The organism is Streptacidiphilus neutrinimicus, from assembly GCF_000787815.1.
Taxonomy (GTDB): Bacteria; Actinomycetota; Actinomycetes; order Streptomycetales; family Streptomycetaceae; genus Streptacidiphilus; species Streptacidiphilus neutrinimicus.
Window position 1 is genome coordinate 132,085 of record NZ_BBPO01000008.1, and the last position, 13,511, is coordinate 145,595.

10 protein-coding genes and 2 pseudogenes are annotated in these 13,511 nt (G+C 69.6%); 3 read left to right on the forward strand and 9 right to left on the reverse strand.

Translation table 11 applies throughout. The annotated features are described in order from the left end of the window. Positions 1–2: 2 nt before the first annotated feature. From TR48_RS08375 to TR48_RS45310, 8 genes and pseudogenes are all read right to left on the reverse strand, one after another. Positions 3–1,691: an ISAzo13 family transposase gene (locus TR48_RS08375; RefSeq protein WP_042365286.1), complete on the reverse strand. Its 1,689-nt coding sequence runs from the start codon at positions 1,689–1,691 to the stop codon at positions 3–5. A gap of 88 nt (positions 1,692–1,779) precedes the next feature. Continuing rightward, positions 1,780–2,115: pseudogene (locus TR48_RS08380) on the reverse strand (transposase); the annotation flags it as partial. A 1,193-nt stretch (positions 2,116–3,308) separates the two neighbouring features. Further along, a complete protein-coding gene (locus TR48_RS08385; protein WP_042365288.1) occupies positions 3,309–4,211 on the reverse strand; it encodes a phosphorothioated DNA-binding restriction endonuclease in 903 nt (300 codons plus the stop codon). 550 nt (positions 4,212–4,761) lie between these two features. Then, entirely contained in the window at positions 4,762–5,409 is a 648-nt protein-coding gene (locus TR48_RS08390; protein ID WP_042365289.1) for a hypothetical protein, read from the reverse strand. A 177-nt stretch (positions 5,410–5,586) separates the two neighbouring features. Further along, positions 5,587–7,533 (reverse strand): molecular chaperone HtpG, encoded by a 1,947-nt coding sequence (htpG, locus tag TR48_RS08395; RefSeq protein WP_042365290.1) that lies wholly within the window; start codon positions 7,531–7,533, stop codon positions 5,587–5,589. A 112-nt stretch (positions 7,534–7,645) separates the two neighbouring features. Continuing rightward, positions 7,646–8,125 carry a hypothetical protein gene (locus TR48_RS08400; RefSeq protein ID WP_042365291.1) on the reverse strand — a complete coding sequence of 160 codons (480 nt, stop codon included), beginning with the start codon at positions 8,123–8,125 and terminating at the stop codon, positions 7,646–7,648. 71 nt (positions 8,126–8,196) lie between these two features. Then, entirely contained in the window at positions 8,197–8,514 is a 318-nt protein-coding gene (locus tag TR48_RS08405; protein ID WP_042365292.1) for an STAS domain-containing protein, read from the reverse strand. 101 nt (positions 8,515–8,615) lie between these two features. Next, a pseudogene (locus TR48_RS45310) lies at positions 8,616–9,313 on the reverse strand (type III effector protein). Between the two features lie 632 nt (positions 9,314–9,945). Here TR48_RS45310 and TR48_RS08415 point away from each other — a divergent pair. From TR48_RS08415 to TR48_RS41740, 3 genes are all read left to right on the forward strand, one after another. Further along, positions 9,946–10,344, forward strand: coding sequence for a hypothetical protein (locus TR48_RS08415; RefSeq protein ID WP_042365294.1), 399 nt, complete (start codon positions 9,946–9,948; stop codon positions 10,342–10,344). 334 nt (positions 10,345–10,678) lie between these two features. Further along, the gene (locus TR48_RS08425) at positions 10,679–11,899 is read left to right on the forward strand and encodes a PP2C family protein-serine/threonine phosphatase (RefSeq protein ID WP_042365296.1); all 1,221 of its coding nucleotides are present in this window, start codon (positions 10,679–10,681) and stop codon (positions 11,897–11,899) included. A gap of 171 nt (positions 11,900–12,070) precedes the next feature. After that, the gene (locus TR48_RS41740) at positions 12,071–12,835 is read left to right on the forward strand and encodes a DUF5994 family protein (protein WP_236652071.1); all 765 of its coding nucleotides are present in this window, start codon (positions 12,071–12,073) and stop codon (positions 12,833–12,835) included. Positions 12,836–13,213: 378 nt separating this feature from the next. On the opposite strand, the gene TR48_RS08435 is transcribed toward TR48_RS41740, so the two are convergent. Next, the gene (locus TR48_RS08435) at positions 13,214–13,471 is read right to left on the reverse strand and encodes a hypothetical protein (protein ID WP_037606831.1); all 258 of its coding nucleotides are present in this window, start codon (positions 13,469–13,471) and stop codon (positions 13,214–13,216) included. Positions 13,472–13,511: the final 40 nt, after the last annotated feature.

A 13,511-nucleotide genomic window follows, 5' to 3' on the forward strand; every position in this document is an offset into this window, starting at 1 on the left:
ATTCAATTACTGCCGGAATTGATCTCGTTGTCGTAGTCCGCGATCAGACGCTTCAGAGCGTCGAGTGTGCGGGGCGGGCGGGGCCTGTGGAAGACGAGGATTCTGGCGAGCTCTGGTCCGGCGAACGCCAGCAACGGCTTGGACTTCCCCGCGTGGTAGCTCAGCACGTTGCGCTTGCGACCCATGAGTTCGGCCGCGAGGGTGAGGGTGACGGTGTTGCGGCTGCGGAGCACGGCAGTCAGGTTGCGGTGGCGGTGATCGAGGGTGCCGAAGCCGGGGTTGCGGCCGCGGCCGTCGCCGCTGTGGCGCTCGGCGTCGGTCATGACCTGCTGGCACGGTTCGAGGCGGAGCACGAGCTGTTCGAACTCCTCTCTGGGCATGCCGGTGAGTGCGGGGTGGGTGAGGAGGAAGGTGGCCTCAGTCGGGACCGGGGGCCCTGAGTCGTCGCGTACAGCTTCCTGAACCGGCTGGCCGGGGTCTGGCGGGGTGATGGTGTAGTTCCATTCGCCGTGGAACTCGTCGCGCTCGACCCGCTGGTCGACGCTCTTCCGCTCGGCCCGGGTGAGTGCGCGGCCGGTGGGGTACGTGTTCTCATCGAGGACGGCCTGGACGGTCAGTCCGGCGCTGGTGCGGGTGGCCGAGATCGTCTGCAGTAGTACTTCGTAGCTGGTCAGCGGCTGGCCGCGCAGGCTGTGGGTGATCCGGGAGAACAGCCGGTGTTCGACCTTGTTCCATTTTGAAGTGCCCGGCGGGAAGTGCATCACGGTGATGCTCAGCCCGTACTCGCCGGCGAAGTCGGCCAGGCCCATCTTGAACAGGCGAGAGTCGGACGAGTTGGCTCCGCCGGCGTCGGCAGGCACGAGCAAGCGGTCCGCATCGGGGTAATCGAGGCATCCCTGGGTCTTCCACCACCGCCGCAGGGACTCGGCCGCGAAGGCGGCGGTGTTGCGGTCGGTGCCCACGTTGACCCAGCCGGTGTCGCGTCCCAGGTCGTAGACGCCGTAGGGGATGGCGACCGGAGTGTCGGGGCCGAAGAAGTCGTGGTCCGGGGCGGTGATCGGCTGGCCCTTCGGGCGCCAGGTGCGTCCGGGGCGGGCGAAGTCGCCGATGGGCTCCTTCTGCTTCGTGTCCACGCTCACCACTGGCAGCCCCTCGGCCAGGAACCGTTCGGCGGTGGCGTTGATGTGCCGGAACTGGGCGTCTCGGTCGGGCACCTGGCTGCCGGCCCGGGTCTTGGCCATGCCCTGCAGGCTGAAGCCGAGCCCGCGCAGCAGGCCGCCGACCACGGGAGCGCTGACTGGATGGCCCGCCTCGGTCAGCTCGCGGGCCAGGTCCCGCAGCGATGCCGTGGTCCAGCGCAACGGCGAGACCGGGTCGCCCACCTCGTGCGGCTCGATCAGCGACTCCAGCGCTGCCACCAGGCCTGGGTCGCGCTCCGCGGCGGACCGACGTCCGCCGCCGGGCCGGCGCACCCGCTCCAGCACCTCCGCCCCGCCCGCGAGCTCGTCGCATCCGCGGGCGACGGTCGATTCCGACACCTCCGCCAGCCTGGCGACCGCCGCGATCCCGCCGTGCCCCAGAGCCTCGGCCTCGGAAGCCAGGTAGAGGCGGCGCTGCCGCTCGTCCAGATGCGGCAACAGCACCGCGAACTTCACATCCAGCACCGCAAGGACATCATCCGAAATCGCCACAGCAGCCCATCTACCATGCCACTGGGCTAAGTTGAGCCGAAACCGGCAGTTGATTCCTTACGGCTCCTCACCAGTTCGTCTCGCCGGCGAAATACTTGGCCGCCTTGCGCAGGATGTCCCGCTCGGTGGCCAGCTTCCGCTCGCTCGCCTCAAGCTCGGCCACACGGGCCTCCAATCGCCGGATCCGCTCGTCCGGATCGGCAGACACAGCCGGTTGTCCGCCCCGGGCCGACGCCTGCCCACCCCGCCGGGCGTCGGTGGGCGCGATGCCGCGGCGGTCTCGGTCCCGCAGCACCCACTCACGCAGCGTCGCCCTGTTGATGCCCAGGTCAGCGGCGATGTCCTTGTACGTCGCCCCGGGCGTGGACTCGTACAAGGCCACAGCATCGGCCTTGAACTCGTCCGAGTAGTCCTTCATCGCCATCGGCGGTGTTCTCGCTTCCTCCGGATCAAGCAGATCCAGTATCAGCGTGTCCACCCATCAGGGCGAAGGCCCAACCGCTGGAGCCAGGGCAGATCACCCGCCTGGACATACGCAGGAGAGACCGCCTCGGTGGAGCCATCCATGAGTACCGACATGCTGCTTGAGCTGCATGGATGAGGTTGTCGGCAGGCGCACTGTTCGCCAACCGGAACGAGCCGACCATCCTCGGATCCCGCGCCGTCAGCGGCTTCAGCACCCGTGCCCCCGTGATCATGTCCCCGTCCCGCGTTGGTATGGGGAGGCTACCAGGGTGAACGCCACCATTCCGGCGCCTTCCACGAGTTGGGGCGGCAGCACCCACGTGACCTGCTGGTCGGCAGAGTTGATCTAGAGGGCGCACATGTGAGTGGTTTGTGTGGGCGCGCCGCGCAGGCTCCAGCGCACGCATCCTCGGCGGGGTCATCATCCTGTACCAGCAGGTGGCTTGAGCCCGGTTTCGGATCGGCCCTTCCGAGTCTCGCAGGTTCGCACGCTCGGTCGTCTGAGTCGCAGCAACACCGCCATGATCCAAGTTGCCGGTGTGAAGTGCGGTGAAGTTGCTGGGAGCACGAAGGTGCGCTCAATCGCTCGTGGTTAAGAGCGCAAGTCAGTCCCCATGCAGTCGACAACATATGGCGCGACGCCAAAAGTGCCGCATGTAGCCGTGTATCCCGCGGCACCCCGGGGCCGGTGGCGAAAGATTTCTGGGCATCTCAACCGTTGTGGGTGATAGCGGTCAACGTGGATTGACCTGGGAGCGGATTGGGAGCCGAGTGCTCCCAGTTTCGCTCCCAATCTGCTCCCAGCCGAAGTGGGCCGAAAAACGTCGAGAGCCGGTGTCTGATGAATCAGACACCGGCTCTGACCTGCGACTCTGGACTAGCGTCCGAGTCGGGACGACAGGATTTGAACCTGCGACCCCTTGACCCCCAGTTAGGTGACCATGTCACAATTCCCCTCAGTATTCACGTTATGCACGACGTGCACGTGCGTCAAGGTGCTGATTCGCGTAGTTCGTGCACGGGGGTGCAGGGCATGTGGTCCCCAGGTGGTCCCCAGGATCGGGTGGCGCATCCACGAAGGTGGTGTCTCGGGGGTTGGGACTGGGGCTTCCTCTGGGCCTATGCCGTGGGGGCGGCGAGTGCTACTCACCGTTACGGGGCGGCAGCTACTCGGGGACGGGGGAGTCCGTGGAAGACCTGCTGGGTGTGCCATGAGCGGTGCCGGGGATGGATGCGCTCCGCGCCGGCTTGTGGACCGATGATGGACCGGCCGGCCAGGTCGATGACCTGCCGTCCAGCGGGGCTTGTTGAGACGAACTGCTGGGAGACCAGGACTGTGTCGTCGTCCGCGAGGCCGAGGACGCCCTTGTCGAAGAGCTTGTGGTGCAGTGAGCACAGACAGAGCCCGTTGTCGACCTCGTCGGGGCCGTCGAACGCCCACCAGCGCACGTGCGCGGCCTCGAGTCCGACCGGGACGGTGCCGATGCGACCGTCGTAGCCGCAGAACGCGCACTGGTACTCGTAGGCGGTCAGCACGAGTTCGCGCATCCTGGCGTCGCGCTGCCGGGATCGCGGCGCGCCGGGCAGGGCGGCGGTCTCGGCGGGTTTCAGTTCAAGGCCTACGGCCTGGCACAGGTCGTCGTGCAGGGAGGGTGGGAAGTGCAGGTCCAGCAGGACCCGGGTCATGCGTGGCAGAAGTGAGGTGTCGCGGCGCAGTGAGGTGCGGAGGTCTTCGGCGAGCCGGCCGGTGGCGCCGGATGCTCGCAGCTCCCGAACTCCGGTACCGGGGCTGCCGGGACCGCGGGTGGTGTGCACCTCCCAGACGCCGTCGTTGACGAGGTGGTGGAACGGGTACGCGGGGCTGGTCCGGCGGCCCGGCCCGTACTCGATCAGCAGATCCGCGAGCGCTGTCTCCACGGTGCTGTAAGGCAGTTCACCGTCGGGGTCCTGCTGGAACCGGGCCAGGGCGTAGAGCAGGAGCAGTGGCTTGTGCGGTGCCCGGACCCCGCCCGCGGTCCACTGACGCAGCCGGGCCGTTCGCTCAAGCCAGTCCATGGCCCAAGATCGTACGGTCGCGCGCAGTGGTACGTCCCCAGGATGTCTCCGCCACCACTGTTGGCCGCGCCGTGCGGCGCTACGCAGAAGGTCCACAAGCGGGGCTGGAGGGCTGGTGGGGATGCGGCCGAAACGCGATCAATGCGCCACTACAGCTCCATCGACGGGAATCATGCTGGAGGAGACGGATGAGCCCCCTGTTGTAGAAGGTGATCGTCATGCGTGCCCACGCTCCGGTGGGCCGCGTTTACCGCCGCTGCGGCTGCCGCGATGCGCGGCGCCGCCGGCTCGGCACGCACTGCCCCTCGCTCGTCTCCGATCCCGGCCACGGGACCTGGACCGTTGCCGCCGACCTTCCGGCCGGCGCCCCTGGAACTCATCCGCGCACGGTGCGCTGTGGCGGCTTCCCCACCGGCGACGCCGCTGGCAGAGCGCCGCGCCGATTCCTCCGGGGGATTCGCTTCGGGGTGGACGCCAAGGTGACCAGGAGGACGGCGGATCGTAGCCGGAGTGGTGGCAGGGGATGGGCCGCCGGTGCGGCCCATCCGGCTCAGCTGGCGGTGGCCCACTGGACGGCGCGTGTGCGGAGTTTGGAGGTGACGGCGGCGAGGCAGCCTCCGGGCAGGTCGGTGACCCAGTCGAGGGCGTCGAGGTTGATGCCGTGTTGGGCGGCGGCCTGGAGCATGTCGGCGAGCAGGGCTGTTGCGGCGGCCTTCTCCTCCTCGGTGCTGGGGGTGCGGCGGCGCTCGGAGACGTCGTTGATGCGGTCGGCCAGTTCGCGGTGCCGGGCCACGGCGCGGTAGCAGGTGCTGGGCAGGTCGGCGACCCAGTCGAAGGTGTCGAGCGTGATGCCGTGCTTCGCGGCGGCCTGGAGCATGTCGGCGAGCAGGGCCGTCGCGGCGGCCTTGTCCCGTTCGGTGTCGCCGTGGGTGGGGCGGCGTTCGGCGGCGGTGTTGATGCGCGCGCCCAGGTCGCTGCTCCTGGTGACGGCGCGGTAGCAGCCGCCGGGCAGGTCGGTGACCATGTCGAGGGCGTCGAGCGTGATGCTGTGCTTTGCGGCGGCCTGCAACATGTCCGCGAGCAGCGCTTGCGCGGTGGCCCTGTCCTGCTCGCTGCCGTGCGGAGCGGGGCGTCGCTCGGCGGCGTCGTCGATGCGGTCGGCCAGGGTGCGGTTCTTGCGGTCGGTGTACTCGTACACGTGTGAGGTCTCCGTGGTCGGTCGGGTGGCCGCCGGCAAGCGGCCGGTTCCGTTCTGGATGCCGGGGACAGGGATGGTGTTCGGTGTTGTGCTGTCGGGCTCGACTTGGCCTTGTCGGGCCTGTGGGCGGGGTGCGGCCGGCCGCTCAGCTAGCCGGGTCGGCCGCACCCTGCCGGGTTACAGGGTCTTGGCGAGGCGGTCGGTCAGGAGGCGGGTGAAGCGGGCGGGGTCGGGCAGGTCGCCGCCTTCGGCGAGCAGGGCCGCGCCGTGGACGAGTTCGGCGATCTCGGCCAGCGAATGGTCTTCGGCCTTCGTCTCGTGGGCCTCGCGCAGGGCGGTGATGAGGGGGTGGGTGGGGTTGAGTTCGAGGATGCGCTTGACGGAGGGGAGGTCCTGGCCCATGGCCCGGTACATCTTCTCCAGGGTTGGGGTCAGGTCGTGGGCGTCGCCGACGAGGCAGGCTGGGGAGGTGGTGAGCCGGGTGGTCAGGCGGACCTGCTTGACGTGCTCGGCCAGGGTGTTCTGCAGCCAGGCGAGGAGGGCGGCGAAGTCCTGCTCCTGCTGGGCCTTGTCGGCCTTCGCCTCGTCACTGTTCTCATCGGTCTCGTCGAGGTCGACCTGGCCCTTGGCGATGGACTGGAAGCGGTGGCCGTCGAAGGAGGGGACTTGGTCGGTCCAGACCTCGTCGACGGGGTCGGTGAGGATGAGGACCTCGTAGCCCTTGGCGGTGAAGGCCTCCATGTGCGGGGAGTTCTCTACCATGGCGCGGTTCTCGCCGGTCAGGTAGTAGATGGTGTTCTGGCCGTCCTTCATGCGGGAGACGTACTCGCGCAGTGTGGTCGTCTTCTCCGGGTCGTGGGTGGATGCGGCGGAGACCAGTTCGAGCAGGGCGTCGGTGTTGTCGCGGTCCTCGAGCAGGCCTTCCTTGATCACCCGGCCGAACTGCTCCCACAGCGTGGTGTAGGCGTCGGTGTTGGTGGCCTGCAGGTCCTTGATCGCGCCGAGGACCTTCTTGACGAGGCGCCGGCGTACGGCGGTGATCTGGCGGTCGTGCTGCAGGATCTCGCGGGAGACGTTGAGGGACAGGTCGTGGGCGTCGACGACGCCCTTGACGAACCGCAGGTAGTTGGGCATCAGCGCGTCGCAGTCGTCCATGATGAACACCCGCTTGACGTACAGCTGCACGCCGCGCTTTGTGTCGCGGGAGAACAGGTCGAACGGCGCGTGCGCGGGCAGGAACAGCAGCGCCTCGTACTCGAAGGTACCCTCGGCGCGCATGTGGATGGTCTGCGCGGGGTCCTGCCAGTCGTGGCTGATCTGCCGGTAGAACTCGTGGTACTCGGCCTCGGACACCTCCGGGCGGGGGCGGGCCCACAGTGCCTTCATCGAGTTCAGCGTCTCGGGCTCACCTGCGGCGCCGTCGCTCTCGGAGCCGTCCTGGCTGTCGGCGGTGTTGGCAGTGGTGGCCATGCGGATGGGCCAGCGGATGAAGTCGGAGTACTGCTTGACGATCTGGCGGATCTTCCATGCGGCCAGGTAGTCGCCGAGGCCGTCCTCGCTGTCGGCGGTCTTCAGGTGCAGGGTGACCGTGGTGCCGACCGGTAGGTCGTCGGCGTCGGCGATGGTGTAGGTGCCCTCGCCGTCGGATTCCCACACGGTGCCCTGGGCGGTGCCGGCGCGGCGGGTGTGGAGGGTGACCTTGTCGGCGACCATGAACGCGGAGTAGAAGCCGACGCCGAACTGCCCGATCAGGCTCGCCGCGTCCGCGTCCTTGTTCTCCTTGGCTTCCTTGATCTTGGCCAGGAGCCCGGCGGTGCCGGACTTGGCGATGGTGCCGATCAGGTCGACGACGTCGTCGCGGGTCATGCCGATGCCGTTGTCCCGCACCGTCAGGGTGCGGGCAGCATCCTTGTCGACCTCGAGGGTGATGTGCAGGTCGGAGGTGTCGACGCCGAGGTCGGGGTCGGTGAGGGATTCCAGGCGGAGCTTGTCGAGGGCGTCGGAGGCGTTGGAGATCAGCTCGCGCAGGAAGATGTCCTTGTTCGAGTAGATCGAGTGGATCACCAGCTGCAGCAGTTGGCGGGTCTCCGCCTGGAACTCCAACGTCTCGGTCGTGGCGGCCACGGAAGGGTGCTCCTTGAGGTGAGAGGGGTGGAAAGGGTCGGGTCGAGTAGCAGGTTCGGGGGCGCCTGCGTCGGGGGGCTGATCTGCCTGCGGCTGTGGGGCCTGGGCGTTCTCAGACGTGGCTGAGGGGCTGGTAGGGCTGCTCGGGTTTGGTGCGTCCGGGCGGGGTGGTGCCGTAGCAGGACAGGAAGAGCTTCCAGCCGTCGCGGCACTCCAAGGTGGCGCCGTAGCGGACCGCGGGCGGGTTCGGGCGGACGCTGTACCGGTCGGCGCGGATGACGCCGCCGGACGGATCGTCCGCTTCGGCGGCGGTGGCGACCAGGGCCTGCTCGACGTGGGCCACTGGGACCGAGGATCCCGTCAGGTCCGGCACCTGCACAGCAGCGGTGTCGGCCTCGCCGGTATCACCTGTGGTGGCGGAGGCAGGGGCCGGCCCGCTGGCACCGGTGATGGTCCACCACACCTGTCCGCCGCCAGAGAGGGTGACGGTCAGTCCGTAGGGCCTGTCGTCGTCGCACTTGGTGGCGTCGGTGATGCCCGGGATGGCGGGGGCGCGCTCGATGAGGAGCTGCTGGAGATCGGCTGGAGTCATGGTCGTCGGCGGGGTCGGGGACGGGCTGGGCCGTCTCAGAACGGGCGGGAGACTGGTCTGCGGTGAGCCGGTCAGAGTGAGCGCCGTGCTCCGGGTTCGTGCGGCGCCAGGTGCGGGGGCGTGTAGCTGATGCGGCAGCCGGCGCGTCGGGCGCCCGCGACGGTCCGGGTCAGGGCGTCGATCGCGGCCTGGTCGTAGAACGTGGCCCGGGACAGGTCCACGGTGACCTGCCGGTGGTGTGCCGCCTGGTCTTCGAGGTGCCGGCACAGCTGGTCCACGGTCGCGAAGTCGACTTCGCCGTGCACCGCGATCACCGGTGCTAGGCAGGCTGCCGTGTCCCGGCCACGCCGGGGAAGGAGCGGGGCGGGCAGCAGCGCGGTGGGCCGCACGTGAACCTCCTGCACGTCGTGTCAGTGAGCGGTGGTGTAGCGAGCGGGATCGGTCCAGGCGGCATGCCGGCCCGCGGTGGAGGCGGAGCTGCCGCTGGTGGTCAGGGGCCGGTGGGGGTGCGGCGCTGCCGGTCGCTGGCGGTGCGCAGCTGGTCGGTGCGGGCGGTGAGCTGGTCGAGCCGGTCGGCGATCTTCGGGTGGGCGGCTTCGAGGTGGGGGCGGGCTTCGGCGAGGGGGCGAGCAGGCGGGCTGGGTCGTTGTCGCCGAGCGCGTCCAGCAGGCGCTCTATGGCGGGGGCGGCGCTGGTGGTGAGGTCGTCGAGGGCGCCGATCTGTCCGGCGAGGCGGCGCAGGTCGGCGGCGTTGTCGCGGGCCCAGCCGGTCACGGCGCGGTCGGCGGCGCGCTGGTCGCGGGCGGCCTGGACGCGCTGCTCGCCGGTGCTGCCCGCCGCGGTGCCGGCGTCGGCGTTGGGGCGCAGCCGGAGGTAGCGGCGCTCGGCGGCCTGGCGGCTCTGCACGCCGAGCGGTTCGGCCAGATCGGCCCAGGTGGCGCCCGCCCCGCGGGCGGTCTCGATCAGGCCGGTCTCCCAGCCGGCGATCTCCTCGCGCACATGGCGCAGCAGCATCAGCGCGGCCAGCGGCGCCTGGCCCCTCCCTGCGGCCGGTCGCCGACCGGTGACCACCGGACGGTCCCGGCGTGGGCTGAGGGCACGGTCCGCAGCCCGCCGCTCCGCACGCAAGAGCAAGCCACCGGTGGGGGCCGGAGCCGGCCATGACGCGCGAACCACCCCGGCTGCCACCGGACCCGTACCGGGTGCTTGGTGTCGAGCCCGGAGCTACGGCCGGGTGCCGGAACCAGCTGATCCAGCTCAAATCGATTTGCCTCCGTGGGGGTCAAGGGGTCGCAGGTTCAAATCCTGTCGTCCCGACCGCGTTTTCCGCAGGCCAGCGAGAGCCTCACAAAACACCTCATTGTCCAGCGTGCGGAGTGTGTGGTCCCCAATTGGTCCCCAGGGTTGGGAGGCGTGTCCGCGACGACGGTGTCTTGGAAGCTGAGACGAGGCTGCCTCCTGGCCGGTGCTGTTGAAGGCGGCGAGTGTGCTACTCACCGTTACGTGGCCTTGTCCGTGCACGTGCCGCCAGGTTGATCACCTGGCGTCCGGCGTGGCTGTCGTGGACTTGAGGGGTAGGCTGAGGCCAGCCGATCGCTGCCGAGTTCGACGACCTCTTCGAGTGGATCCTGGACCCAGACCTCCGCTGAGTCTGGCCGACCGCGACCGAGACGCACGAGACCGGATACGCCTCCCTCGTCGAGGCCGAGCTGCCCTGGACCAAAGCCGACGACACCGACGTCGAGGTCAGCGCACGGGAGGGCACGTCACCGCGCCTGGAACTGGCGCCCACACCTCCTGGAACAGGAGGACACTTCGCCATGCCTGGCATCTATGCCCTCATCGATCCCGACGGACGGCTGCACTTCCGTGACGGCGACACCCGTGCGATGCTCAACGACCCCAACGCCGCGCACGCCAGCACCGTCGCCTTCACCATCCTGCGCGCCCGGGGCAGAGCCCAAGGGCTGTGCGGCTACACAGAGGACGGCTCCCTCTCCTCCGGCCGGCAACCCAACCCGGTCGGCCAGGCGCTCATGGCCGCCTTCGGCAGCCCCGAACCGCCGATCCACGGCGCCCTGGCCATCTGCGGCACCCATGACATCCCCGGTGACACCATGACCGGCCTGTGCGGACTGAGTGAACCCCAGCAACGACTCATCCGCTCCGCCCACGCCCGTGTGCGCCAAGAAAGAGGAGACGCAGGCCACCGGCCATGACCACGCTGAGGGCCGAGTACGGAGTCGCCACCGCCGTACTGTGGCACATCGTCCCAGACGCCAACGGCGCCGCCCTCTGCCACAGACTGTTGTCATCTATCGCAGAGGTGCGCCCGATGACCGATGCTGACTGCGAAGAAGTCAGTCAGCTGTGTCCGCGCTGCCGTACCGCCCTGGAGCGCGCTCCCAGAGAGACCGATGACCAGAGCTGAGACCTTGCCAGCAGACGGCCAGCACGGAATCCGGCTGGGCCCAGCTACTCCTGCCTGACCCGTGCGCGTGACGTGTCCTGGTAGCAGGCGCGGTCACCGGGAATGCGTGGTCGGATGGCTTTATGGAGGAGCGTGAGCGAGATCGGGTCGCGCCCGAGGCCAGGGGCGCGGGGAGGTTCGGCGGACACCTGCTGGGTCGTCTCCTGGATCGTGCGGCCGCCGTGCAGCCGCGGCTCTTCCCCTCGGCGGTCGCGCAGGAGCTCGCCGCCGCCGGCGGGCGGGACGCCGTGCTGCTGCTCCAGGACTACGAGCAACTGCTCCTCGTCCCCCTGACATACGACGACTGCGCCGGCACGGGCTCACAGCCGATCGTCGGCTCACCTGCGGGGCGGGCGCTGGTGGAGGAGAGCCTGGTCGTGTTGCCCGGGGTCGACGGGTTGCGGGTCTACCTCCCGCTGACCGACGGCGGCGAGAACCTCGGCGTGCTGGCACTGACCGTGGACCGCCTCGACGACCGGGAGGGAGCGGAACTGACCAGGGTCGCCACTCTGGTGGCGAGCCTGCTGACGTCACGCGGCCGGTCCACGGACCTGTTCACCCGGGCACGGCGGCGCCGTCCGATGAGCGTCGCTGCCGAGATCCAGTGGTCCCTGCTGCCTCCGCTGACGATGTCGGTCGCCGAGGTGGAGGTGGCGGGTTTCCTGGAGCCGGCCTATGAGGTCGCCGGGGACAGCTTCGACTACGCCCTCAACGCCGACACGCTGCACGCTGCCGTGATCGACGCGATGGGACACGGTCTGAAGGCCGCAGTGATGGCCACCGCGGCGATCGGCGCCTACCGCCATGCGCGGCGTGCGGGCGTCGGCCTGGCCGAGATCTACGCCTACATGGACGAGGTGATCGCGGACCAGTTCGATCCCGAGCACTTCGTCACGGCGCAGATGATGCGGCTGGACGTCTCGACCGGGCGGTTGCAGTGGGTCAATGCCGGGCACCCGGCGCCGCTGCTGGTCCGCGACCACGACGTTGTTCGGATCCTCGACGGCCCGACCACACTGCCTGTCGGCTTCGGCGGAGAGAAGCCGCTGGTCAGTGAGGTGAACCTGCAGGCAGGAGACCGGATCGTCTGCTTCACCGACGGCGTGGTCGAGGAGCACACCTCGGGAGGCATCCAGTTCGGCCGCACGCAGCTCATCGACATCGCCGCACGGGTGGGGCGCGCCGGGAACGGCCTGGCGGCCACTACGCGGGCCCTCTCCCACGCCCTCAAAGCAGCACGGGGCGGGCGCACCAGCGACGACGCAACGATCTTCCTGATCGAATGGCGTGGACCGGGCCGTTGACGGACCTGCCCGCGGGCGTCGATGCGCACCGCGGAACCGGCCTCAACAGGGCAGGAGCGGAGTACGGTGAAGGTACCGAGGGTTCTTCGGACACCGGCGGCCATGCCCTGTCGTTCTCGGCGAACGCCGACACCGGGCCTGCCGCGGCGGGCCCGGGGACAGGCCCGCATCATGACCCGACTGCCGCTTCCCGGGCGTCCTCTCGCGCTGCCCGACCCTCCGCCGTTCACGCCCCGCCCGCGCTTCGCGCTCAAGCCCGTCGGCCCGCCATCGGGTCTGCTCGACGGGGCCTGGTGGCCTCACTCCGATGACCTTGCGCACGAACTTCCGCTGCTCATAGCCGAGTTGGACCATGGCTGGGGACGCATCACCCGTGTGACTGTCGACCCTCGCCACTGGAGGCAGCCGCTGCCGGCCCGTCTGCGGATAGCAGGTCACGTCATCCGGATCGGCTGGTGCGCCGTCGAACAGGATCCGCACAAGCTCCTGCTGCTCTCCTTCGGCGTCAGACGCTGCGACCTGCTGGTCGTCCCGCCGCAGACGGACCCGACCACAGCCGCCCGACTGATGGCGGCGGCCACCGACCCGGCCACCCGGCAGACCGCAAGCGCCCTGCTCGCCGCTGCCGTCGCCCTGGCCACCAACGCCTGGGAGTCCGACAGCGGCGTCGCCCGCGCCTCCCTGACGCCTGGGCAAGCTCTACCCGCTCGGCACTCGGCGGCCGACGGCACGGTCGAGCACCTCAAGGCCCGGTTCGAGCAGCAGGGGACGTTCGGCGAAGCGGAGCTGTGGGCGGCCCAGCTGTCCAGGGCTGCGGAGGCCCGTGGCGGGAGCCTTGGACTCGAAGCGCTGGCCGAGGAGACCGGGCTCACGTACGAGCAGATCGGAGCGGGCACCCTGTGGCAGCTGCTGTGCTGGAAGGGGAGCAGTCCGTAGCCGCGGTAGCTGTTGCCGGCGCGCTCGACTGATGAGGCATCAGAGTTCCGCTGGGTCTGCGGACATCGTGCGCGGGCGTCGACCTGGTGTCGTGTTCGCGGCGCCATCCGGCGGTAGGGCGGGGCGCAGCGGGGGAGACCAAGCCCGGGGTGAGGGAAGGTGACGGAGGGCCGTCGAAGCAGTGACACGGACATGGTGCGCGTCCTGTCTCCGGGCCTGCGGGCAGGCCCGGTGTCGGCGTTCGCCGAGAACGGCAGGGGCACTGCAGCCGTTGTTCGGAAGACCTTCGGTGCTTTCAGCCCACTCCGCGCCGGGCCGGAGGGGACCGGCCCCAGGTCCCTGATCATCAGCATGGCACGGGGACAGTTCGCGCCAGGATCAGACCTCGCCGGGGTGTGGGTGGTCGCCGCCGGACGAACGGTCGGGGAGCGGACCGGGCGCTTCGGGGGCGCGTGTGGTGTCCACTGTGAGGTGCAGTCTCGTACCGGTCCCGTCCGGCCCCGCCGGATAGCTGCGCTGTTCGGTGCTCACGAACGTGCTGCGCAGCACAAGCGCGACCTGGCGCGCGGCGTCCGGCGTGGCTGCGATGACGCGGACGTCGGCGTGCCCGAGCGGCGGCAACGGCTCGTCCTGCACAGGTCCTCCACTCCCCACGGACAGGTGACACGGTGTGGGC

What these genes read in the sequence shown, in the direction of transcription:
- TR48_RS41740 (WP_236652071.1), top strand. Translation starts at nt 12,071, where the DNA reads ATGACCCGACTGCCGCTTCCCGGGCGTCCTCTCGCGCTGCCCGACCCT.
- TR48_RS08400 (WP_042365291.1), bottom strand. Translation starts at nt 8,125, where the DNA reads ATGACTCCAGCCGATCTCCAGCAGCTCCTCATCGAGCGCGCCCCCGCC.
- TR48_RS08415 (WP_042365294.1), top strand. Translation starts at nt 9,946, where the DNA reads ATGCCTGGCATCTATGCCCTCATCGATCCCGACGGACGGCTGCACTTC.
- TR48_RS08425 (WP_042365296.1), top strand. Translation starts at nt 10,679, where the DNA reads ATGGAGGAGCGTGAGCGAGATCGGGTCGCGCCCGAGGCCAGGGGCGCG.
- TR48_RS08385 (WP_042365288.1), bottom strand. Translation starts at nt 4,211, where the DNA reads ATGGACTGGCTTGAGCGAACGGCCCGGCTGCGTCAGTGGACCGCGGGC.